Origin of the sequence: Arthrobacter sp. NPDC080031, assembly GCF_040702485.1 — a bacterium.
Lineage (GTDB): Bacteria > Actinomycetota > Actinomycetes > Actinomycetales > Micrococcaceae > Arthrobacter.
The window spans coordinates 133340-156259 of record NZ_JBFBLA010000005.1 but is presented as its reverse complement, the minus strand read 5'-3'; the positions used below and the strand labels follow the sequence as shown (position 1 = coordinate 156259).

22 protein-coding genes and 1 pseudogene are annotated in these 22920 nt (G+C 64.7%); 16 read left to right on the top strand and 7 right to left on the bottom strand.

Annotated elements, in window-relative coordinates; genetic code table 11:
• Positions 1–42: 42 nt before the first annotated feature.
• From AB0323_RS06090 to AB0323_RS06060, 7 genes are all read left to right on the top strand, one after another.
• On the top strand, positions 43–624 hold the full coding sequence (locus tag AB0323_RS06090) for an HAD-IIIA family hydrolase (RefSeq protein ID WP_366176520.1): 582 nt from the start codon (positions 43–45) through the stop codon (positions 622–624).
• The gene (locus AB0323_RS06085) at positions 621–1715 is read left to right on the top strand and encodes a glycosyltransferase family 9 protein (protein ID WP_366176519.1); all 1095 of its coding nucleotides are present in this window, start codon (positions 621–623) and stop codon (positions 1713–1715) included. Before AB0323_RS06090 ends, AB0323_RS06085 begins: the two co-directional genes overlap by 4 nt.
• Positions 1712–2665 (top strand): glycosyltransferase, encoded by a 954-nt coding sequence (locus AB0323_RS06080; protein ID WP_366176518.1) that lies wholly within the window; start codon positions 1712–1714, stop codon positions 2663–2665. Before AB0323_RS06085 ends, AB0323_RS06080 begins: the two co-directional genes overlap by 4 nt.
• Before the next feature lie 34 nt (positions 2666–2699).
• Entirely contained in the window at positions 2700–3977 is a 1278-nt protein-coding gene (locus AB0323_RS06075) for a glycosyltransferase (RefSeq protein WP_366176517.1), read from the top strand.
• A gap of 38 nt (positions 3978–4015) precedes the next feature.
• A complete protein-coding gene (locus AB0323_RS06070) occupies positions 4016–4618 on the top strand; it encodes an SIS domain-containing protein (protein ID WP_366176516.1) in 603 nt (200 codons plus the stop codon).
• Complete coding sequence (locus AB0323_RS06065; RefSeq protein ID WP_366176515.1) at positions 4615–6009, top strand: PfkB family carbohydrate kinase; 1395 nt, start codon at positions 4615–4617, stop codon at positions 6007–6009. The genes AB0323_RS06070 and AB0323_RS06065 overlap by 4 nt, the downstream gene beginning before the upstream one ends.
• A gap of 61 nt (positions 6010–6070) precedes the next feature.
• Positions 6071–6799, top strand: coding sequence for an SDR family oxidoreductase (locus tag AB0323_RS06060; protein ID WP_366176514.1), 729 nt, complete (start codon positions 6071–6073; stop codon positions 6797–6799).
• A gap of 32 nt (positions 6800–6831) precedes the next feature.
• Here AB0323_RS06060 and AB0323_RS06055 read toward each other — a convergent pair whose 3' ends face one another.
• On the bottom strand, positions 6832–8013 hold the full coding sequence (locus tag AB0323_RS06055) for a glycosyltransferase family 9 protein (RefSeq protein WP_366176513.1): 1182 nt from the start codon (positions 8011–8013) through the stop codon (positions 6832–6834).
• A gap of 119 nt (positions 8014–8132) precedes the next feature.
• Here AB0323_RS06055 and rfaE2 point away from each other — a divergent pair, with 119 nt between their 5' ends.
• Positions 8133–9683, top strand: a complete 1551-nt coding sequence (gene rfaE2 / locus AB0323_RS06050) for a D-glycero-beta-D-manno-heptose 1-phosphate adenylyltransferase (RefSeq protein ID WP_366176512.1) — start codon at positions 8133–8135, stop codon at positions 9681–9683.
• A 15-nt stretch (positions 9684–9698) separates the two neighbouring features.
• Here rfaE2 and AB0323_RS06045 read toward each other — a convergent pair whose 3' ends face one another.
• On the bottom strand, positions 9699–11108 hold the full coding sequence (locus tag AB0323_RS06045) for a polysaccharide deacetylase family protein (protein ID WP_366176511.1): 1410 nt from the start codon (positions 11106–11108) through the stop codon (positions 9699–9701).
• Between the two features lie 233 nt (positions 11109–11341).
• Positions 11342–12220: an SGNH/GDSL hydrolase family protein gene (locus tag AB0323_RS06040; protein WP_366176510.1), complete on the bottom strand. Its 879-nt coding sequence runs from the start codon at positions 12218–12220 to the stop codon at positions 11342–11344.
• 84 nt (positions 12221–12304) lie between these two features.
• Here AB0323_RS06040 and AB0323_RS06035 point away from each other — a divergent pair, with 84 nt between their 5' ends.
• Together AB0323_RS06035 and AB0323_RS06030 are read left to right on the top strand one after the other, a co-directional pair.
• The gene (locus AB0323_RS06035) at positions 12305–13222 is read left to right on the top strand and encodes an alpha/beta hydrolase (protein ID WP_366176509.1); all 918 of its coding nucleotides are present in this window, start codon (positions 12305–12307) and stop codon (positions 13220–13222) included.
• An 87-nt stretch (positions 13223–13309) separates the two neighbouring features.
• On the top strand, positions 13310–14500 hold the full coding sequence (locus AB0323_RS06030) for an acyl-CoA dehydrogenase family protein (RefSeq protein WP_366176508.1): 1191 nt from the start codon (positions 13310–13312) through the stop codon (positions 14498–14500).
• A 15-nt stretch (positions 14501–14515) separates the two neighbouring features.
• Here AB0323_RS06030 and AB0323_RS06025 read toward each other — a convergent pair.
• Positions 14516–15028: pseudogene (locus AB0323_RS06025) on the bottom strand (M23 family metallopeptidase); the annotation flags it as partial.
• A gap of 435 nt (positions 15029–15463) precedes the next feature.
• Between AB0323_RS06025 and rpsB the strand changes: the two are divergent.
• From rpsB to AB0323_RS05995, 6 genes are all read left to right on the top strand, one after another.
• Positions 15464–16342 carry a 30S ribosomal protein S2 gene (gene rpsB, locus AB0323_RS06020; RefSeq protein WP_366176507.1) on the top strand — a complete coding sequence of 293 codons (879 nt, stop codon included), beginning with the start codon at positions 15464–15466 and terminating at the stop codon, positions 16340–16342.
• Between the two features lie 119 nt (positions 16343–16461).
• The gene (tsf, locus tag AB0323_RS06015) at positions 16462–17298 is read left to right on the top strand and encodes a translation elongation factor Ts (RefSeq protein WP_364531898.1); all 837 of its coding nucleotides are present in this window, start codon (positions 16462–16464) and stop codon (positions 17296–17298) included.
• A gap of 146 nt (positions 17299–17444) precedes the next feature.
• Positions 17445–18182, top strand: a complete 738-nt coding sequence (pyrH, locus tag AB0323_RS06010) for a UMP kinase (protein ID WP_364531895.1) — start codon at positions 17445–17447, stop codon at positions 18180–18182.
• 102 nt (positions 18183–18284) lie between these two features.
• The gene (gene frr, locus AB0323_RS06005) at positions 18285–18842 is read left to right on the top strand and encodes a ribosome recycling factor (protein ID WP_364531892.1); all 558 of its coding nucleotides are present in this window, start codon (positions 18285–18287) and stop codon (positions 18840–18842) included.
• Complete coding sequence (locus AB0323_RS06000) at positions 18842–19765, top strand: phosphatidate cytidylyltransferase (protein ID WP_366176506.1); 924 nt, start codon at positions 18842–18844, stop codon at positions 19763–19765. The genes frr and AB0323_RS06000 overlap by 1 nt, the downstream gene beginning before the upstream one ends.
• Before the next feature lie 21 nt (positions 19766–19786).
• A complete protein-coding gene (locus AB0323_RS05995) occupies positions 19787–20371 on the top strand; it encodes a DivIVA domain-containing protein (RefSeq protein WP_364531886.1) in 585 nt (194 codons plus the stop codon).
• Here the strand turns inward: AB0323_RS05995 and AB0323_RS05990 are convergent.
• The 3 genes from AB0323_RS05990 to AB0323_RS05980 are packed head-to-tail and all read right to left on the bottom strand — an operon-like array spanning position 20368 to position 22915.
• Positions 20368–21840: a cation acetate symporter gene (locus AB0323_RS05990; protein WP_366176505.1), complete on the bottom strand. Its 1473-nt coding sequence runs from the start codon at positions 21838–21840 to the stop codon at positions 20368–20370. The two genes, AB0323_RS05995 and AB0323_RS05990, sit on opposite strands and share 4 nt — an antisense overlap.
• Positions 21837–22199, bottom strand: coding sequence for a hypothetical protein (locus tag AB0323_RS05985; RefSeq protein ID WP_234753064.1), 363 nt, complete (start codon positions 22197–22199; stop codon positions 21837–21839). The genes AB0323_RS05990 and AB0323_RS05985 overlap by 4 nt, the downstream gene beginning before the upstream one ends.
• Positions 22196–22915 carry a LytTR family DNA-binding domain-containing protein gene (locus AB0323_RS05980; protein WP_284983986.1) on the bottom strand — a complete coding sequence of 240 codons (720 nt, stop codon included), beginning with the start codon at positions 22913–22915 and terminating at the stop codon, positions 22196–22198. The genes AB0323_RS05985 and AB0323_RS05980 overlap by 4 nt, the downstream gene beginning before the upstream one ends.
• Positions 22916–22920: the final 5 nt, after the last annotated feature.

The following is a 22920-nucleotide window of genomic DNA, read 5'->3' as shown; positions in this document are numbered from 1 at the left end:
GCTTACTATTATCAATGGTACGGACTGGAATCCGGGGGAGTCATGGAGAGACGCGGCAAAACTACGTCGATTCGAGGCGTACTTTTCGATCGGGACGGGACCTTGATTGTCAACGTTCCATACAATTCGGAGCTAGCACTCGTTCGGCCCATGCCAGGTGCCGAGGCCCTCCTCAGCGAACTGCGCCGGACGGGCGTCAAACTCGGCGTGATCAGCAACCAATCCGGAATCGCCCGTGGGCTTCTCACGAAGGAGCAAGTGCAAGCGGTCAACCGGAAGGTGGACGCGCTGATCGGGCCGTTCGATGTATGGAAGTTCTGTCCCCACGGGCCGGCGGACGGGTGTTCCTGCCGCAAGCCGCGGCCTGGCATGGTCCTCGCTGCCGCGGCCGAGCTGGGGCTCCGGCCGGACGAAGTCGCGGTAGTGGGAGATATCGGTGCAGACATCGCGGCCGCGCATGCCGCAGGCAGCCGGGGGATCCTCGTGCCGACACGGGAGACCCTTGAAGTCGAGGTGAGCCGGGCGTCCCGCGTCGCCCAAGACCTCTGGGCAGTCCTGCCCCTGCTTCAAGCGGAGCAGGAAGGGAACGGCCCCGACGGCCGGGACCGGCGGGTCACGCCATGACGGACGACGCCCTGGTTGTGCGGTTCGACAGCATGGGCGACATGCTGATGACCGGGCCAGCCGTGCGGGCGGTGGCGCATGGTCCCCGGACGGTGACTATGTTGTGCGGTCCGCGCGGGGAAGAGGCTGCCCGCCTCCTTCCCGGCGTCGAACGGGTTATTGTCTGGGATTGTCCCTGGATAGCGAATCCAGCCCCGGCCGCGACCACAACAAGCGTGGTGGAACTGCTGGCTTCGTTGAAAGACCCGCCCGCCGAAGCAGTGATCCTGACTTCTTTCCACCAGTCTCCCCTCCCCACCGCCCTCCTGCTGCGGATGGCAGGCGTCAAACACATCACCGCCATTTCCGAGGACTACCCGGGATCGCTCCTCGACATCCGGCTCCGCCCAGGCACCGACGTCGAGGACCTGCTTCCCGAACCGGAGCGAGGCCTCGCCGTCGTCCGCGCGGCGGGTTTTGAGCTGGCGGCCGACGACGACGGCTCACTCGCTGTGCTGTTGCCGGAACCATGGGTGCCGCCTTCCCAGCTCGCCGCGCTCTGGCAGTCCGAAGCGACGCCCCCTTACATCGTGGTACATCCCGGCGCCGACGCTCCTGCCCGGACCTGGCCCGCCGGGCACTACGCGGAATGCGTTCGGCTGTTGGTCGCTGAAGGCTTGGAGGTCCTGGTGACAGGCGGCCCCGGCGATATCGCCTTATGTGCCGGGATAGCGGGGAACGGGGCGCACAACCTGGCCGGACGGACCGACGTCGCCGGACTCGGCCAGCTCATCTCCGGTGCGGCCCTGATGATCACCGGCAACACGGGGCCGGCGCACCTCGCGGCGGCCGTCCATACTCCGGTGGTTTGCCTTTTCGCCCCGGTGACGGCGGCGGCGAACTGGGCCCCGTACGGGATCCCCCTCGAATTGCTCGGCTACCAGGATGCCCCCTGTGCGATGACCCGGGCCAGGGAATGTCCCGTTCCCGGACATCCCTGCCTCAGTTCGATCACTCCGGAACGGGTAGTGGAGGCAGTTCACCGCCTCGCTTCGCGCACAGGGGCCGCCCTCGGATCACGCGGCATCCCGCGGTCAGGAGCGGGGCGATGAAGATCCTGCTATGGCACGTCCACGGCGGCTGGACAGACTCCTTCGTCAGGGGCGGGCACCAGTATTTGCTGCCCACGACGCCAGATCGCGGCCCTTGGGGACTTGGACGGGCCGGGAGAAATTGGCCGGAGACGGTCCTTGAGGTCTCTCCCGAAGATCTTGCGGGAATGGAAATCGATGCTGTGGTCCTGCAGCGCCCCGAGGAACTGGACTTCGCCAATCGCCTGACAGGCCGGACGCCGGGACGGGATCTGCCTGCCTTCTATGTGGAACACAACACCCCGAAGCCCCACGCTACCAACTCCGTTCACCCGCTCGCCGGCCAGAATCGGATTCCGATAATCCACGTCACCCATTTCAACCGGCTGTACTGGGATAACGGACGGGCACCGACCGTGGTAATCGAACACGGTATTCCCGACCCCGGAGCGCTTTACACCGGGAGCCGCGAAGGCCTCGGCGTCATGATCAACGAACCCGTCCGGCGGTGGCGGATAACAGGCACTGATCTCCTGCCGGCCTTCGCAGGAGTCGCCCCAATAGAGCTCTTCGGCATCGGAGGCCTGGAAACGGCCGCGAGGCTGAACCTCCCCGCCGGGCGGCTCATATGGAAAGGAGACCTGCCGACAGCGGACGTTCATACGAAGCTTGCGGACAATCGCGCATACCTGCACACCGCCAGATGGACTTCCCTGGGCCTGTCCCTCCTGGAAGCGATGTTCATGGCGATGCCGGTCATTGTCGTAGCCGCTACGGAAGCGTGCAGGGCGGTGCCGCCCGATGCGGGCGCCGTCTCGGACGACTTGGGGGAACTGACGGAAGCTGCGGCCCGGTTCATCGCCGAACCGGACCACGCAGCTGCCTGCGGACGGGCGGCCCGCGCGGCCGCCCTGGAGAAGTACGGTCTCGAAATGTTCCTACAGCGTTGGGATCTGGTGCTGGGCCAGTGATCTGCGCTGCAGCCATGCGTGGAAGGAGAGCGGAATGAAGATTTCCCTGATTTCGGAACATGCGAGCCCCTTGGCGACCATCGGGGGAGTGGATGCCGGCGGCCAGAACGTCCACGTGGCCGAACTTGCGAAGGCCCTTGCGGTCCGTGGACACGACGTCACGGTCTACACCCGCAAGGACAACCGGGCATTGCCAGCCCGGGTGACGCTCAGCGAGGGATATGAGGTAGTCAATGTAGCGGCCGGTCCGCCTGAGCCCGTCCCCAAGGACGAACTGCTTCCCTTCATGCCGGCCCTCGCGGAGGGAATCGCTGCGGACTGGAGGGGCGGAGCCCCGGAGGTGGCACACAGCCATTTCTGGATGTCGGGGGTTGCGTGCATCGAGGCCACTCAGCAGCTCGGCTCCGACACCGAAGAGAGTCCGCACATGGCGCAAACCTTCCACGCCCTGGGCAGCGTCAAGCGCCGCCATCAGGGTGCCCAAGACACAAGCCCGAAGGAACGGGAATGGATGGAGCCGTGGGTGGGACAGTCGGTAGACCGGGTGGTGGCGACGTGCACTGATGAGGTCTTCGAGTTGAAAAGGCTCGGGGTTGATCGCACGCGCATCTCCATCGTCCCGTGTGGTGTCGACACGGCGATGTTCACTCCCCACGGACCTGCCGAACCCGGGCCCGAGGGGTATCGGATCCTCACCGTCGGCCGCTTGGTTCCACGCAAGGGCGTGGACACTGTTATTCAGTCGCTCTCCGGCTTGGCACTGCGCGGCATCAGGAATGCCGAGCTCTGGGTGGTGGGGGGCGGTGCAGGAACCGACGCGTTGGACGAGGACCCTGAGGTGCGCAGACTGCGCAATCTCGCCTCCGACGTCGGTGTCTCAACGCAAGTGAAATTCACCGGTCAGGTGCCGCGTGAAAGGATGCCGGCCGTACTGAGGAGCGCAGACGTCGTGGTTTGTGCTCCCTGGTATGAGCCCTTCGGGATTGTTCCGCTCGAAGCGATGGGATGCGGCATCCCGGTCATCGCGACGGCCGTTGGCGGGCTTTCGGACACAATCACCCATGGCGTCACCGGCCTTCAAATTCCTCCCAAGGACCCGGACGCCCTCGCCGAGGCCCTTGCTGAATTGCTCTCCCAGCCGGATATGGCCCGCTCCATGGGGCGTGCAGGCGTGACCCGTGTGCGGGACCGCTATACCTGGAGCCGCGTCGCCGCAGACACGGAACGCGTTTATGAATCCATGCTGGGCGGCGCATCCAGACGGCGCGTCGTGAGATTGGACGGCAGTGGATTCGGAAGGAGCGGGGCGTGATGACGACCGTTGGAAGGCGACTGCCACGCAATCGCCGAATGCCCGTCGCCCACACACCCCAAGGCGTGGACGTCGTCCTTGAACACCTTTTTCAGGTGGGCCCGGCGGTGGCGTCGCTGCGACGCGAGTCCTCCCGCCTGGCCGAATGGGGCGAAGACCTGGCACGCCGCCTCATAGTCGGCCACCGGATCCTTGCAGCGGGCAACGGAGGATCTGCCGCAGAAGTCCAGCATTTCACCGCCGAGCTGCTGGGCCGCTATTCCGGGGAGCGTCCGCCGTTTTCCGCTATCGCCCTGCACGGTGACAGCTCCGCCATGACGGCGATCGGGAACGACTACGGCTACGACTCAGTGTTCGCACGGCAGGTAACAGGGCATATCCGCAGGGGCGACGTGCTTCTCCTCCTGACGACCAGTGGCAGAAGCCCCAACCTCCTGGCGGCGGCACGCGCGGCCAAAGAAGCGGGCGCTACCACCTGGGCCCTGACCGGGCCTGCCCCAAATCCATTGGCCGACGTCGTCGACGAGGCCATCTGTGTCAACGCTCCGGCGCCGAACGTCCAGGAAGCCCACCTGATCGCGCTGCACGCGCTGTGCGGGTGCTTCGACGCCGCTGTGGAAAGGCTGGTGGGGCAATTATGAAAATTGCGGTGGTTGGTGACGTTCTGCTGGACGTCGATATGTTCGGGGACGCCGAGCGGCTGTGCCCGGACGCGCCTGTACCGATCGTGGACATCAAAGAAACCCTCTACCGGGCAGGCGGCGCCGGGCTCGTGGCATCCATGCTGCTGGAGGATGGACATGACGTCCGGCTGCTCACGGCTCTGTCCGCGGACGAGTGGGCCGGGAAGATCCGTGCGGCGCTCGCCGGAGTTGCTATTTCGGAAGCACCCTTGCTGGGGCCAACACCCATCAAAACAAGGGTTAGGGCGGCTGACCAGGCAGTGGTGCGAATCGACACCGGATGCGGAACGGCTCCTGTTCCTGAGCTGGGTGACTATCTGTTGTCTCCGCTGGACGAAATGGACGCCATCGTTGTGGCAGACTACGGCCGCGGACTGACGCGCAATCCGCGGCTCCGATCGCGCCTTGAGGCACTCGCCGAGCGGATACCTATCATCTGGGATCCGCATCCAGCTGGTGCCGAGCCGGTTCCCGGAGTGGCCGCGGTAACGCCGAACGCGGCCGAGGCCGCAGGGTTCAGCGGCATCCCTGCCAACGGCGCCGTGTCCGCGGCCGCTGCCGCGGAACAGCTTCTCGAACGATGGTCCAGCGCCTCCGTCGTGGTGACCCTCGGTGAGCTGGGCGCCCTGTTGTTGGAACATCCGGGCGAACCTGCGGCGTCGAACGGGCCAAGTGTCCCACGGATGATCCCCGCTCCGTCCGTTTCAGTCGTGGATCCGTGCGGTGCCGGTGACAGATTCGCCGCTTCCCTGGGCCTGCAACTGGCAGCTCGGGAGTCCATGCCGGAGGCAGTGCAGGCGGCAGTCACGGAAGCCGCTCAGTTCCTGGACTCCGGAGGGGTCGGCCATGTTGCGAAGGCCAAGGAGGTGGATGACGCAGACAAGTGGGAATCGCGATCTGCCGCCGTCGAACTCGCCCGTCGAGTACGGTCCCGGCACGGGACCGTGGTTGCCACCGGTGGCTGTTTCGATCTTGTCCACGCCGGTCATGTCCGTACCCTCGAAGCCGCCAGGCGGCTTGGTGATTGTTTGATTGTCTGCCTGAACTCGGACGAGTCCGTAAGGCGGCTCAAAGGGCCTGGGCGCCCTGTGATCGGTCTGCGGGACAGGGTCGAGTTGTTGCTCGCACTCAGGTGCGTTGACGCCGTTGCGGTCTTCGAGGAGGACACACCGGAGCAGGTCCTTGCCGAAATCCGCCCCGACTTGTGGATCAAGGGCGGAGATTACGCCGGGACGCGGTTGCCGGAATCGATGTTGTTGGAGCAGTGGGGAGGACGCACGGTGACATTGCCCCATCACCCCGACCGTTCCACGACGCAGCTGGCAGCCGTCCTCGAAAAGATCGGGTAGGGCGGCCAGGGCCAAGATGGTCGACGCGAATAAAGGTGAACATCCAACAGGGAGGCTGGACATGGAGACGGAAACGCAAGGAAAGCTCGCCGGACGGACGGTAATGGTGACGGGTGGTTCGTCCGGACTCGGGGCCGCTGTGGTGCAGGGCGTCCTGTCAGCAGGCGGAAACGCGGTGGTCCTGGATGTCAGCGCGGCGAGTGGCAGCAACGGGAATGGTTCACGGAGGGCCGGATTCGCGCTCGACGTGTCGGACCCACGCGCGGTGCCCGACGTCGTCGCGAGCGCCGCAGATGCCTTCGGCGGCCTCGACGCGGTGGTCACCGCGGCAGGAATCGATCGGTGCGGCCGTCTTGAGGACGTGGCCCCCGGGGACTGGGACAAAGTGATCGGCGTCAACCTTCTCGGAACCGCCTCGGTCGTGCGGGCTGCCATGCCGTGGCTCAAACGGTCAACAAATGGGCGAGTGGTTACCGTTGCGTCGACTTTGGGGCTCCGTGCGCTCCCCGAGGCCACGGCGTATTGCGCGTCCAAGTTCGGCGTCATCGGCTTCAGCCGCGCACTGGCGGCGGAAACCCGCGGACAGATCGGTGTCACTACCCTCATTCCCGGCGGGATGAACACGGCGTTCTTCGATGACCGGGAGGAGAAGTACAAGCCTTCCGATCGGTCCTCGCTGAACGATCCGGCGCAGGTGGCTGATGCAGTGCTTTTCGCCCTCGGGCAGCCAAAAGGCTGCGAAATCCGGGAGCTGCTCATTTGCCCTAGCGGCGAAGACTCGTGGCCGTGAAGCCGTGGGTCACGTGGGCCTGGGAACCGGGGTTACTGGAGGAGGAAACGTGAAAGATCTGCGTATACAGCTTCCGGTGAAACGTCGTCCACATAGGAAACATCATGAGGACAACGCCCGGTTCCCAACGCCGATGCGGCGCCGCACACCGGACACGTCGTTCGCCACCCGAGGTGGATGCCGTGACGGGCACGCGAAAAGGGGGCGGCATTGATCGCGTTCGGACCCCAGAAGATGGCCACGGTAGGACAACCCAAGGCTTGTGCCAGGTGCCTTGGGCCGCTGTCGTTGCCAAGGAAGGCCGTGGCATGAGACAGGAGGGACACGACATCGGCGAGGGCGTAGCGCCCGGCCGTTGCGGTGACCAGGCCGGCACCTCTTGGGGCCGAAGCCGAGCCTTGGAGGAGCACACGCGCGTGGTCGCGGATCTCTTCCGCCGTCGCCGCATCTTCTTCGCCGCCAACGATGGTCACGTCGTAGCCGACGCGGGCCACGGCTGCCACGACCTGTGCGAAAGATCCTGCCGGCCAGCGCCGACGCGGATCGCTTGCGCCAGGGTGGACAACCACTACTTCCCGCCGTCCGACAGGCCGGGGCACGTTTCCACGCAGTCGGGCCGAGGGCCGCGCCTTGGCCTTCAGTACCGGTTCAAGAACAACAGGCTGCGCTCCGGCCAACGAAGCCACCTCGAGCCAGCGGAGTACTTCAGGTTGCGATACCTGATAGGGGAGACTGCGCTCAAGCTTCGCTGCCTCAGGTGTGGCGCATCCGACCGTGTGTTTTGCGCCAAGGCGGTGCACGAACGGATTGGACTGGCGTCCTCCGCCGTGCAACTGCACCAAGAGGTCGAAGCTCCGACCCCGGAGCCGGGCGACCGCGGCTTCCAACCCATCGTTGGCGCGGCCGCCGGATCGCGGGCCCCCCGGCCCGGAGGGCGCGGCGGAGCCGTCCCAGCCGTCGGCAAGCACTTCCACATCCTCAATCTCCGTGTCGCAGGCAGCCACGAGGGAACGGTGGACATCACTGCCCAGCAAAGTGAGGGACGCGCCGGGGTAAGCGGCGGACAATGCGGCGATGGCGGGAAGCGCGAAAATCAGGTCGCCCAGCCCCCCGCCTCGAAGAACACCAATTCGACGCACATCCGGGAAGAGGTCGCCGTAGCCCGCCTGGGGCCAGAACCGACGCGGATCGATCTCTATCGGACGTGTTTCCATGGAAGCCTGCCTCACACCGGGACTTTCACCATAAGGGCCAGGGCGCAGCTGCCGTCAAGGGCCGCCGTCGCTTGCCGCGGCGGCCACACGGGCTATCAACCTTCGGGGGGGTGGGATTCATGAACGCCATTGACACCTTCGACGCCGGCGTTTTCCGCCGCATCGCCGGCCGGCGCTCCCTGGATCCGAGGCTTCCACAGGACATCGCTGCCTGCCGCCCGCATGTGGTGGTGCTTGGAGAACTCATCCTTGATGGTTGGTGGTCCGGGTCCATCGACCGGCTCTGTCGGGAGGCCCCGGTTCCGGTGTTCGATGTCTTGAGCCGCGAATACAGCCCGGGGGGAGGAGCCAATACGGCCGTGAACCTGGCGGCCTTGGGCGCAAAGGTTTCCCTCCTGGGGTTGATCGGGGACGACGACGACGGCCGGCTGCTCCGGCGGCTCCTCACGGAAGCCGGAGTAGGCACACACGGGGTGATCACCGTGCCGGGCCTCAGGACCCAAAGCAAAACACGGTTGTCCAGCGAGGATCAATTGCTCCTCAGGTACGACGACGGTGCACGCCGCCGGGCCGGGACAACGGAGACTCTGCTGCTCGGCCAGGCACAAGGCGAGATGGTCGCCGTCGCCCGGGAAGTGCTCCCCGATTCCCGGGCAGTGGTTGTATGCGATTACGGGCAGGAGCTCTTGCCGCTCGGACTCGCCTCCGAGTTGCGCAGCTGGGCGCCGCAAAATCCACTGTTCGTGGTGGACGCCCATGATGCCTCTCGGTGGGCGCCTTTGGAACCGGACCTGGTTACGCCGAATGCCGCGGAGGCCGCACGGCTGGCGGGACGCGATGTCGAGACGGACCGCCGAGTCGATTGGGCGCGGGAAGTAGCGCCGATCATCTTGTCGAGGACACGGTCGAGGAACGTAGTGGTGACCCTGGACCGCGAGGGAACGGTCCTGGTAGAAAGCGCCGGCGCAGCTGAAGGGCGCGCGCAGGCCCACCGAACGTGGGCCCATCCGGTGCCGAACAAGCAGGCCAGTGGCGGGGGAGACACGTTCGTGGCCGCATTGACCGTGGCCGCGGCCAGCGGGTTACCACTGCGCTTGAGTGCAGACCTGGCGCAAGTGGCCGCAGACGTGGCAGTCCACCGGCCGGGGACCGCAGTGTGTTCACTGGGGGATCTCTCTGACCGCCTGAGTGACATTCCCGGTAAGGTGGTCGACCCCGGAACGTTGTTGCGTGAGGTTTCCGTGGCCCGCGCCCATGGTCTGCGGATCGTCCTGACCAACGGCGTTTTCGATGTGCTGCACCGCGGCCACACGAGTTACCTTGAGCAGGCCAAGGAGCTGGGGGACGTCCTTGTCGTCGCGGTCAACGGGGATGAGTCCACGCGCAGGCTCAAAGGCGAGGGCCGGCCCGTCAACCGGCTGGAGGATAGGACGGCCCTTCTTGCATCGCTCCGCTGCGTGGACTACATCACGGTGTTCCACTCGGATACGCCCATACCCTTGATAGAGGCGCTCCGGCCAGATGTCTATGCGAAAGGCGGCGACTACCAGGCGGGGAGCCTGGAGGAAGCCCCGGTGGTCGAAAGGTGCGGTGGTCGGGTGGTGATCCTGGACTACGTGCCTGACTATTCCACGTCCGCGGTCGTCCGCCGCATCAAAAGTCGCCGCTGACCCCGATCTCGGGAATCAGGGGCCGATGTCATACATCTCGTAGTCGTCGGTGGTGATGGTCCCGTTGGCTTGGATGTTCAGGCCCCAACTGATCCCCGAGGCACCGGCCGGCAGGGGAGGCGTGATCCAGGTGATTTGGGTCCAGTTCGCCGAGGCGAGGACCAAGGGGCTTGCGGTCCAGTACTTCCAATACCCGTTACCGATGCGGTAATAGAGCTCGAACTGGGTTGGCGCAGTGGATTTGAACCAGGCCTTCAGCTGATATCTATGTCCGGTTGTGCCGGTCGGTGAGCAACCACCCAGGTCCAGGGCGGGCAGGAGTTTCGCGTCCCCTGACACCCAGCCTGTGACTGTGAGCTGTTCAGCGTTCGTACCGGCGTGACCTGGCGTGACGATAGAGAAAGCGGGAGTGTTTGTGCCGTACCCGCCTGCGGCCCAGCACTGCGGGATCGTGTTGACCAGGGTCTCCAAGCCGGGGTTTTGAATCATGTTCGTTCCCGGAGGGGGTGGCGGAGGTACAGCAGGGCCCGGAACCGCTGGCTGCTGGGTGCCGCCAATGACCTGGTCCACGGTCTTCACAGCGACCGTACCAGCCGCCTTCTGCTGGGCCAGCCAGGTGGCGAACTGGTTAAACAGGGTCGGGGTGATCGTCAGGGTCGGGTCCGTTCCGACGGCGACGTGGTGGAACGTCAGTTGGACCCACCCGCCGGTTGTTTGAGCGTGGGTGACCTGGTCCTGCAGATTCTGCAGGGTCCACGTGCTGTCCACCTCATCCGGTGCCACAGTCACGTAGGGATTGGCGGGCGGGATCGTGTCCGCCGCCGGAAGCGTCGCCGAGGCCGGGTCCTTGCTCGCCGCGTCGCCCAGGCCGCGGGCACTGTTGAACCCGCACCCTTTCACCAGGGCCTCGGTGGGCGGGTCTTCGGAAGCGAACGGATAGGCGAAACTGGTGACTTTGAAGCCCATGTTCATCAGCGCCACGCGGCCGTTACAGATTTGCCGTGTCGACTCAGCGGGGGTCAAGGACACAAGATCCGGGTGGGTGACGGTGTGGCCGCCGATCTCATTGCCGTCAGCGGCGATTTGCTGCAGGTTTGCAGTGGTCAGGTAAGTGGGCTGGTCGATCCACCCGGTGGTGATGAAAAACGTGCCGACCAAGCCCAGGTTCTTCATCGTGGCTTCGGCCGTCAACTGGTCCGCGTTGCCGTCATCGAACGTCAGTGACACCACCGTGTTCGGGGCAGCATGCGCCGGTGCGGCGAACCCCACCCCGGCCAGCAGGCCAGCAACAATCAGCGCCGTGCTGCCAAAAGCAGTCCAGCGCTTGCGAAAGTGCTTGGCGGGCAGTATCCCTGTGAGGTCCAGCCGTGCACGGCCCTCGAGCCGCGATACAGCTGCCTCCCGTTGCTTATCCGTGGTCCTCATGGTCAACTCCTCCCCAGCCCGGATAACGCACCAGAAGCTGGGTGATCCTTCGTTGATTTTCCAGGAAGGTGCCGCTCGAAAAGGGAGTCCGCTTTGGGTTCCGGCGGGTGGCACCCGGTTGTGATTACTTCACACACGCGTACTTTAGAGCCTACGACTGACCGATCGCCGCAAGAACGAGTGGTCAACACTCGTTCTTTCTGTCACTGCGTTAGGTAGCCGTCCTGATGTAGCTAGTTAGTTGCCGTTGGATCGTTTTCCACGAACGTCCCGGGCGGCATCCAGGCGCCGAACACCGGGCCCGGATCCGGCCGCTTCGCGTGCCGCCCGTCGTCGGAGATTCCTTGTTTGAGGCGTTGCAGGACCCAGGGGAACAAGTGCTCGCGTGCCCAGATAATGTCATCGGTCCTTGCTTCCCGCCAGCTTCGAGCGGGAAGGTCTTTCGGTGTCATCGGTTCCAGGGTGTGGGGGACGTTGAGGGTATTGAGCACCATGATCGCGATGGTGTGCTGCCCCAGGGGCGAGAAGTGCAGCCGGTCCGGATCCCACATCCGGGGGTGGGTGAGCTCACGCAGGGCCCAAAGGTCGGCGATGACCGCATCGTGGCGCGCAGCGATGGTGCGCAGGTTCTCGTTGAAGATGGCCACCTTGGCGCGGGTCCGTCCCAGGACCGGCGTAGCGCCCCAGTCCGGGCCGGCGAAAAGTACGATTGTTGCCCCGGTCGAGGCCAGGAGTTGCACGCCGGCATCCATCCGCACGGCGAGTTTGTCGGGATCGCTCCTGCGGAAGATCAGGTCATTGCCCCCGGCATTGAGAGTGATCAGATCCGGTTTCAGGGCCAGCGCCGGGCCCACCTGCTCATCCAGGATCTGATGGAGCAACCGTCCGCGGACTGCCAGGTTCGCGTACGCGAAATCTTCGTGTCCGGCGCTCAGTTCTTCCGCGACGCGGTCCGCCCAGCCCCGCAGGCCTCCCGGGCTGCGCGGCTCCGGATCTCCCACTCCTTCGGTGAACGAATCACCGAGCGCCACATAGCGGCTCCACGGGTGCAGGCGGGCCCCGGAACCAACAGGGCCCCCCTGCGCCGGACCATCGGCGCCGGTAGCATTCATCCCCCCATACTGCACCTGCCGGGCCGGACGCGCCACGGCGTGCTGCCTTGTTCACGTGCCGGATGCACACCCTAAAGTCATATTGTGAGCTTCAAATTGCCCTCGCTGATCGATCGCGAACTGTGGTCACTCGTCGATGAATCCCGCGCGTTCTACGCCGGCAGGCCTGCCGGCCGCGGTCCGGGCAACCGGGAAGAGCTGCTCGCATTCCGAGCGGGCTCGGCGGCACCTGCAGAGTGTGATCCACGGCCAACCGCAGAAGTGGCAACCGCACTCGGCCGAAGTGTCCCGGTGCGGATCCATGTGCCGGTCAGCACGCCGGTGGCCGGCGTGTTCCTGGAAATCCACGGCGGCGGCTTTTACATGGGCTCGGCGGCCGGAAGCGACGTTCGCAACAGGCGGCTTGCGGATTCGCTGGGTATCGCAGTGGTCAGCGTGGACTACCGGCTCGCTCCCGAACACCCATGGCCATCCGCACCCGACGACTGCGAGACGGCAGCGCTGTGGCTGGTAGAGCACGCCGAAGATCGTTTTGGTACCGCGAACCTCGCTATCGGTGGCTTCTCTGCCGGCGCGACCTTGGCGGTGTCTACGCTTGTGCGCTTGCGCGACCGCCGGGTCACGGCATTCGGTGGCGGCGTGCTGCAGTTCGGCACCTATGACCTCGCCGCGAAGACTCCAGCCGGACGCCTGATCGCCGACGAGTATTTTCTTGACGCCTATGCCGGGACTACTCCGGATCGCACCCACCCCGACATCTCGCCGCTCTTCGCCGAGCTCGCGGAGCTACCGCCCATCCTGATCGTGATCGGCAGCGAGGACATCCTTCTGGAAGACAATCTCGCCATGGCCGCACGGATCTCGGACGCCGGTGTCGATGTCGACCTGCGTATCTATCCGGCCTCCCCTCACGGATTCACCGGACACGCGACGCCGATGGCCCGAGCCGCCAACGGACACATCGACGCATGGCTTCGAGCCCGGCTGGGCACAGCAGGCTGAATCGCTCGGCCCGGGATGCCTGGTTGCTTGTCTAGAGGACTGCCAGTGCGGTAAGTTACTCACCGGTAACTTATGCAAAGGAGCGCCATGTCCAAGGCAGCAATCGACCTCGAGAATCTCCCGTACGCCGACGGCGACTTCTACGGCTTTGAGCAATTGCTCACGGGCAAGGAACAAGACCGGCTGGCTGAGATCCGGGGTTTCCTTGCCCGTGAGGTCAAGCCGATTGCTGTCGATTGCTGGAACCGTGGCGAGTTCCCCATGGGCCTGATCCCCAAGCTGGCCGAGATTGACCTGGTCAGCCCGGTGAGGCGGCAGGGCTATTCCAACCTTTTCGCTGGCTTGGTCCACGCAGAGGCGACCCGCGCCGATGCCTCAATCGCCACGTTCATGGGCGTTCACGATGGCTTGTTCACTGGTTCGATCGAGGCGTTGGCATCTCAAAAGCAACAGGACGCCTGGCTGCCGGACATCTACTCCCTCAGGAAAATCGGCGCCTTCGGGCTGACCGAGCCCTTAGGCGGCTCGGACGTTGCCGGCGGCACCCGGACCACGGCGCGCCGCGACGGCGGCAACTGGATACTCAACGGGGCCAAGCGCTGGATCGGCAACGCCACCTTCTCGGACTGGGTTGTGGTCTTCGCCCGCGACCTCGGCGACAACCAGGTCAAGGGCTTCCTGGTGGACACAAGCCTCCCCGGATTCACGGCCAGCAAGATCGAGAACAAGATCTCGCTGCGGACTGTCCAGAATGCTGATATCACCCTTGAGAACGTGGTGGTCCCGGACTTTTTCAAACTGGCCCATGCCAACAGCTTCAGGGACACCAACAAGGTCCTCAAGGTCACGCGGCTTTCGGTCGCGTGGCAGGCTGTGGGCCAGCAGCTTGCGGCATTCGATGTCGCCCGCCGCTACGCGGTTGAACGCATGCAGTTCGGGAGGCCCCTGGCATCGTTCCAATTGGTGCAGCAACAACTCGTGCAGATCCTGGGCAACGCAGTCAGCTCCATGGGCATGATGGTCCGACTCGCGCAGCTTGAAGATGCCGGTCTGGCCAAGGACGAACAATCCGCTTTGGCGAAAGCCTTCACCACGGCCCGCATGCGCGAAAGCGTTGCGCTGGGCCGGGGAATCCTGGGCGGCAACGGCATCGTCACGGACTACGAGATGGCCAAGATCTTCGCCGACGCCGAGGCTATCTACTCCTACGAAGGCACCCACGAAATCAACACCCTTGTCACGGGGCGGGCCATCACGGGGATTTCCGCCATCGTCTAGGGGCAGCAAATCCTCCAGAGGCAGCAACACGGACGGCCGGAGGTCCGTGACGAAGGCAAGCGGGTTGACGTAGTCCTGTCCATGCCGGACTCCCCAGTGGAGGCACGGCGATCCGGCGCAGTGGCCGATTCCCACTACGCCGATGGCTTGGCCCTTGCTCACGGCGGCACCCGCTGCGAGTTCGCTGTCCACGGGCTCAAAGCTGCTGCGTAGGCCGCCTCCGTGGTCGATGACGATCACGGGCCGGTCCACCACGACACCCACGAAGCTCACGGTGCCTTCGGCGGGGGAGGCGACCGTGGCGCCGTCGTCCGCTGCTTGTAGATCCACGCCGCGGTGCCCGCTCAACCACGGCTTGTCCGGAGGGTCGAAGCCGCGCACGACGGCGGGCTTGGGGGAGAGCGGCCACCCCCACCCCGGGTGGGTGCCGGGCGGGACGGCCATGCCCGGCGGGCCCGATGCAACGGCAGGCGCCGCGCCCAGGGCGATAAGCAAAAGAATGCAGGCCGGAAGATGTGAAGTTCCCATGGAGCAAGCCTTCGCGGGCGCCGCAGGGTGCGAAAGCGGCCAGTTCGGCTATGTGGAAAACGGTCCCGGAAATCTGCCGGAGGACAGAAGCTGAACCCGGGGCTTCTGCGGTCATTAGGCTGAAGGCGCTGTAGTACACTTGGTGGAGCAGTTTGCTGTGCCCTCAAGCTTGTTCAGGAGCGCTTCTCATTCAGTTGCGCGGGGGTCCCAGGCTGACTACGCGTATCCAACCCTCCAATTGCGAATCCCCGTGGATTCAGTGCTGCGGAGGATTGCGCCTCTTGCGGTCCGGCGAGTCATTGGCCGGATGAGAAGTGCAATGGATGCCAGGAGCCAAGGCCCGTTCGGGTCCGGCTAATTAACCGTCAACTATTGGCAGGGTAAGAGCGGCCCGTGTGGCTCTCTCATGAATGACCTGCCGGAAGGAGCGTCGGCATGCCCGTCGTAACTATGCGCCAGCTGCTTGACAGCGGCGTCCACTTTGGACACCAGACCCGTCGTTGGAACCCGAAGATGAAGCGATTTATCTTCACGGAGCGCAACGGCATCTACATCATTGACCTTCAGCAGTCGCTGTCCTACATCGACCGCGCTTTCGAGTTCGTCAAGGCTACTGTCGCCCACGGCGGCACCGTCCTGTTCGTCGGCACCAAGAAGCAGGCCCAGGAAGCAATTGCTGAGCAGGCTACCCGTGTTGGCCAGCCGTACGTCAACCAGCGTTGGTTGGGCGGTATGCTCACCAACTTCCAGACCGTTGCCAAGCGCATCCAGCGCATGAAGGAACTCGAAGAGATCAACTTCGAGGACGTCGCAGGCTCGGGTTACACCAAGAAGGAGCTCCTGCTCCTCAAGCGTGAACTCACCAAGCTGGAAACCAACCTCGGTGGTATCCGCAACCTGACCAAGGCTCCTTCCGTTCTGTGGGTTGTTGACACGAGGAAGGAACACCTGGCTGTTGACGAAGCCAAGAAGCTGAACATCCCGGTTGTTGCCATCCTGGACACCAACTGCGACCCCGATGAAGTTGACTTCCCGATCCCGGGTAACGATGACGCCATCCGCTCCGTAAACCTGCTCACCCGCGTGGTTGCCGACGCCGTTGCTGAGGGCCTCATCGCCCGTAACCAGCGCGCAACCGGTGCTGCAGAGGCCCCGGAAGAGCCGCTGGCTGAGTGGGAGCGCGAGCTCCTCGAAGGCAGCAAGGCCGAGGCCGCTGAAGCTCCGGCCGCCGAAGCTCCGGCTGCGGAAGCTGTCGAAGCCCCGGCCGCCGAGGCCACCGAAGCTGCTGCCGGCGAAGCCGAAGCAGACAAGTAAATCCGGACCTTTCCCGCGCCGATTCCGGTGCGGGGAGCTACTGACAGGATGGCGGCCCACCAGGTGGCTGCCGTCCTGTCAGTCCGTAAACACATAAATTTCTAGACAGAGGGGTTCACATGGCGAACTACACTGCTGCTGACATCAAGGCCCTGCGCGAGCGCACCGGCGCCGGCATGATGGACGTCAAGAAGGCTCTTGACGAGGCCAACGGCGACGCCGAGAAGGCCATCGAGATCATCCGCATCAAGGGCCTCAAGGGCGCTACCAAGCGCGAAGGCCGCTCCACCGCCGAAGGCCTGGTTGCAGCCAAGGTCACCGGCGGCGTTGGCGTAATGATCGAGGTCAACTGCGAGACCGACTTCGTCGCCAAGGCTGACAAGTTCATCCAGCTGGCCGACAAGGTCCTGGCTGTCGCCGTCGAGTCCGGCGCTGCCGACCTCGAGACCCTGCTGGCCATCGACGTCGACGGTAAGCCCCTTTCCGAGGTTGTCGTCGAAGAAGGCGCCGTTCTTGGCGAAAAGGTTGTTGTCCGCCGTATTGCGCGCATTGAAGGCGGCACGGTTGACGCTTACCTGCACAAGACCTCCAAGGACCTCCCGGCCCAGGTCGGCGTCCTGTTCGCCGTTGACGGCGAGGGCGACGCCGCTGCTACCGCAGCCCACGACGTCGCTGTCCACGTTGCAGCCATGGCCCCGAACTACCTGAGCCGCGAAGATGTCCCGGCCGAACTGGTCGAATCCGAGCGCCGCATCGCCGAAGAGACCGCCAAGGCTGAAGGCAAGCCGGAAGCCGCTCTCGCCAAGATCGTCGAAGGACGCGTGACGGGCTTCTACAAGGGCGAAGTTCTCTTGGACCAGGCATTCGCCAAGGACTCCAAGAAGACCGTTGCACAGGTCCTCGAAGAGGCCGGCGTCAAGGCAACTGCTGTTGCCCGTTTCCGCGTCGGAAACTAGTCAGACATACAAAAGGGGTGGTCACTTCGGTGGCCGCCCCTTTTGCATGCAACGGCAGGCCCGCACCGACTGCATCTACAGCCGGCAGCTTTCTGCCCGGCCCCCAGCAAGATAATCTAGCCAGAGTCCACAAACGGGAAGGCACCATGGAAACCGAGAACACTGCACTCCATCCGGAGAAGACCCGTCGTCGTGTACTGCTGAAGCTGTCCGGCGAGGTCATCGGCGGCGGAAAGCTTGGAGTGGACCCGGAAACCGTCCGCGCCATCGCCAAGCAAATCGCCGCCGCTGTTTCCGAGGTCGAGGTGGCAATCGTCGTCGGCGGCGGTAACTTCTTCCGCGGCGCCGAACTGTCCCAGAGCGGCATGGACCGCTCCCGCGCCGACTACATGGGAATGCTCGGCACTGTCATGAACTGCCTGGCCCTCCAGGATTTCCTGGAACAAGCCGGCGTCGAGACCCGCGTGCAGAGCGCCATCACCATGGGCCAGGTAGCCGAGGCCTACATTCCGCGCCGTGCCATCCGCCATATGGAGAAGGGCCGCGTGGTCATCTTCGGTGCGGGCGCAGGCCTTCCGTACTTTTCCACAGACACTGTGGCCGCCCAGCGTGCACTCGAAGTGCACGCCGACGTCGTGCTCATGGCAAAGAGCGGCGTGGACGGTGTATACACCGCGGATCCCAAGAAGGATCCCACCGCTGAGAAGCTCGAACGGCTCAGCTACGACGAGGCCCTGCGCCGCGATATCCGCGTCATGGACCAGACCGCCATGACCATGTGCAAGGACAACGATTTGTCCATGGTCGTCTTCGGCATGGAAGGCGAAGGGAACGTCACCCGGGCCATTCTCGGCGAAAAGCTGGGCACGATGGTCACCCCCTAGCAAGGGCTAGGATATTTCTAGGACTCTTCCGCCCTCAGGGGCGGAAATTTATTGTGCATTGCGGCCCGTGGACCGGGGCGCGACTATTTCTGAGGAGAAACCGTGATCGAAGAAACCTTGCTCGAAGCCGGGGAAAAGATGGACAAGGCGGTCGAGGTAGCCAAGGAGGATTTCGCGACGATCCGTACCGGTCGTGCGAACCCCGGGCTGTACAGCAAGGTGATCGTGGAATACTACGGCACCCCCACACCGCTGCAGCAACTGGCTTCCTTCGCGATTCCGGACGCCAGGACCATCCTCATCACGCCCTATGACAAGACGGCGATGCGCGACATCGAGAGGGCCCTGAGCGACTCCGAGGTCGGCGCCAATCCGTCCAATGACGGCAACGTCATCCGGATCACCATCCCGGAGCTCACCCAGGAACGCCGCAAGGAATACGTCAAGATCGTCAAGGGCAAGGGTGAGGACGCAAAGGTCACCATCCGAAGCATCCGTCGCAAGGCCAAGGATTCGCTGGACAAGCTCGTCAAGGACGGCGAAGCCGGAGAAGACGAAGGCGCCCGCGGCGAGAAGGAGCTCGACGCCATCACCAAGGCACACGTCGATGGTATTGACGAGCTCCTCAAGCGCAAGGAAGCCGAGCTGCTCGAGGTCTGATGAGCGAGGCTGAGCCGGCGCCCTTGCAGGGAATTCCCACACGCGCCAGACGCCAACGAGGCAACCCGACGCCCAAGGCCGGCCGGAATCTTCCGGCCGCCATCGGCGTCGGGCTCGCCATGCTCTTTGCCGTTCTCGGCGGGCTGCTGTTCCTTCCGCTGGGGTTCGTTCTCCTGACCACCGCGTTTGCCGTCCTCGGCGTCTGGGAAATTTTCCGTGCGCTCGAGGCCCAGGGCACCAGGATGCCGATCGTCCCCGTGTTGACCGGTACCGTGGCGATGCCGCTGGCGGCTTACTTCGGTGGCACCGAAAGCCTGCTCTTCGCGATGGTGCTGAGCAGCACCGCCGTCCTGCTCTGGCGTTCCCTTGAAAGCGCTCCCGGAGCTCCGCGCAGTGTCTTCTCCGGAATCTTCACGCTTGCGTGGGTGCCTTTCCTGATCAGCTTTGCCATCCTGCCTCTCCATACAGGCGGGGGAGCGACGACGGCGGGTCCCTGGCCTGATGGGCAGGTTCCGGCGGGTGCCTGGCAGATTGCGGTGATGTTGCTGCTGGTAGTGTCCAACGATACTTTCGGGTACCTCGTCGGGGCGCTCTTCGGCAAGCATCCGATGGCTCCCAAGATCAGCCCCAAAAAGACCTGGGAAGGGTTCGCCGGCTCGGTGGCAGGTGCCATGGTCATCGGGATCCTCGCCAGCATCTTCGTCCTGGGCAGGCCGTGGTGGGTCGGCGTGGTGCTTGCGGTAGGCATGGTGGCCGCCGCTACCGCCGGTGACCTCGCGGAATCCATGGTCAAACGGGAACTTGGCGTCAAAGACATGAGCAGCATCCTGCCCGGTCATGGCGGGGTCATGGACCGCCTCGACTCGATCGTCTTCGCGGCCCCTGCAGCATATATTCTTTTCGCGCTGTTGAGCGGCGCCTGACAACCACCCAGAAGGAAAGCAGTGGCAGTGGACATTCGTCGCCAGATCCCCGCAGCATTTGAGCGCGTGGCGCACAGCAAGTATGGCTACAACGCAAGGCAAGTGGACGAGTTTTTCCAGCGCGCCCGGAAGTCGTTTGAAAACCGGGCCGAGGCATCGGAGAAAATCGGCAGCAGCGATGTCCGCGCGGTTTCGTTTGACCCTGTCAAGGGCGGCTACGACGCCACCGCTGTGGACGCCGCATTGGACCGCCTCGAAGATGCCTTTGCCCGGCGTGAACGCGACGAGCTGATAGCGGCCGAAGGCGAGGAAGCCTGGTTGCTGAAGATCGGCAAACTCTCCGGAGTCTTGCGCGGCCGTTTGCACCGGCCTGACGGCGAACGTTTCCGCCGGCCGGACAAGAAGCGTGCGCGCAGCTACAACATCGCCGAGGTCGACGCCTTGTGCGTCTCCTTGATCGGTTACCTGGAGAACGATAAACCGCTGAGCGTCGACAACGTCCGCCGGGCCACTTTCTCCGAGGCCCGCGGGCGCGACGGCTACGAAGAGGCGCAGGTTGACGCCTTCCTCGACCGGGTCGTCGAGCTCATGGCGGCGATCGACTAGCGGAGCTGGCGCTCCGTGGCCACCGGCCGTTCCGGGACATGAAGCCTGGTCATCAGCCGGGTCACCGTCCCGGGGACACGGTGTTTCGTGGCTCGCGAGACCAGCACCATCACGGCAAAGGCCGCCGGCACCGTCCAGGCCGCGGGCTGGGCAATCCATCCGGGTGCGGCTGAACCGATGATCGTGCTTGATACAAGCGCACCCCCGCACAGGACGGCTCCCGTCAGCATGCCGGCAATCGCTCCCGCGTCGCTCAGGCCGCGCCACCAAATGCCCAGCACCAGGACCGGACAAATGGTGGACGCGGTGAAAGCGAACACCAGCCCGACACTGCCGGCCAAGGCCATGGAATCCGTCGTGAATGCAAAGGCCAGGGGGACGGCGGCAGCCAGGAGGGCGGCCATCCGGAATCCGCGCACGCTGCCACCAAGAAGGTCCTGGCTGATGACGCCGGCCAGCGAAACCACAAGTCCCGACGTCGTCGAGAGGAAGGCCGCAAACGCACCGGCAACGACCAACGCCGACAGCAGATCGCCGGGCACTCCACCCAGCAGCTTTCCCGGGAGCAGCAGGACCAGGGCATCGGGGCGTCCGTTGCGCGCAAGCTCAGGCGCGAAGACCCGCCCGAGGAGGCCGGATGCCGTCGGGAACAAATAGAAGACCGACAACAGGCCCAGCACGATAAGGGTGGTCCGGCGGGCCGATTGGCCGTCCGGATTGGTGTAGAAGCGGACAAGGACGTGGGGCAGTCCCAGTGTTCCGAAAAGCAATGCCACCAGGAGCGAGACAGTCTGGTAAAGGCCGGCCGCGGGGAGGCCCGTGGGATTGCTGGATGCCTCCGCCAGGACGGCTGAGCCGCCGCCCGCCTGGTTCAGCAGCAGGAACACCACAGGAACGGCCAATGCCGTCAATTTGAGCCAGTATTGGAAAGCCTGGACGAAAGTGATGGAGCGCATCCCGCCGGCCACTACCGTCACGCAGACCACCGCGACGACGGCGACGGAGCCCACCCAGGAAGGCAATCCCGTGCTGATCCGGATCGTGAGCCCGGCGCCCTGAAGCTGCGGCACGATGTAGAGCCACCCGACAGCAACCACAACAAGGCTCGTCACCCGGCGGACGGCTTTCGACTCGAGCCTGGCCTCCGTGAAGTCCGGAATCGTGTAGGCACCCGATCGGCGCAAGGGGGCGGCCACGAACAGCAGCAGCATCAGGTAGCCCGCCGTGTAGCCCACGGGGAACCACAGTGCGTCCGTTCCGGTCAACAGGATCAGCCCCGCGACGCCCAGGAAACTCGCGGCCGACAGGTATTCGCCGCCGATCGCCGAGGCATTCCACCACGGGCGGACAGTGCGGGATGCCACGTAAAAGTCGCCCGTGGTGCGCGAAATGCGCAGACCGTAGAAGCCGATCGCCGCCGTCGCGAGCGCCACACCCAGAAAAGCGGCGAGCCCGACGGCGGGATTCATTTCTCCTCCACAAGATCGCGATAGCGGGCTTCGTTCCTTGCCGCGGAGCGGTTGTACAGCCATGCGCTCAGGCCGATCACGGGATAAAGCGCCGCTCCGAGGATGATCCAATTTACCGGGATGCCCAGAATCCGCATTTGCGCGAGCTGGGGCACCAGCGCCACCATGGAGCCGTAGGCGGCGAGCACCAGCAGGAATCCCGAAGCCACAACCACAGCCAGGCGCAGCTGCGAACGGATGAGAGACCGGACGAAGACCTGCCCGACGTCCGAGTCCTCGGCAGCTTCGCGCGAATGGTATGGACGCTTCGGGGCTATCCGGGCAGCTGACTGCGGGGCCGTGACCCTGACGCGGGTCATCCTTGCGGCCGGATCCGGGTGGCCTCGAGCTTGTCCCGCACGGCCGGAAGGTGCCTGCGGCTGATCGGCAGTTCGGCTCCGGCCACCGTGACACTTGGCCGTGCCGCCGCGAGTTTCATGTGCCCCACGTGGTTGAGGGACATCAGATATGAACGGTGGATACGGATGAATCCGGCTCCCGCCCACTGCTGTTCGAGATCGCTCAGGGGTACCCGGATCAGGTAGCTCGCCTCCGCTGTGTGCAGCCGGGCGTAGTCTCCCTGGGCCTGGACGTAGCTGACGTCGTCCCTGCGGATCATCCTGGTTGTTCCGCCTTGGTCAACCGTGATCATCTCCGGCACCTTGCTGCCGTCCTTGATGAGCTCGCTGATGCGGCTGATGGAACGCGCCAGGCGTTCGGCGCGCACCGGCTTGAGCAGGTAGTCGACGGCGGCCAGTTCGAACGCCTCGAGCGCACAGTCTTCGTCGGCGGTGACGAAGACGACGGCGGGAGGGCGGGGGCTGCGCGAGATGGCGCGGGCGATGTCCAACCCGGAAAGTGCGGGCATATGGATGTCCAGGAAGACCGCGTCCACGGATTCCGTTTCGAGGGCGCTGAGGGCCTCGGCGCCCGAGGCTGCACGGTGGATGGCACCGATGCGCTCGTCCCGACCCAGCAGGAAGGCGAGCTCTTCAACGGCGGGGAGCTCGTCGTCGGCGACGAGTACGTTGATCATGGTTA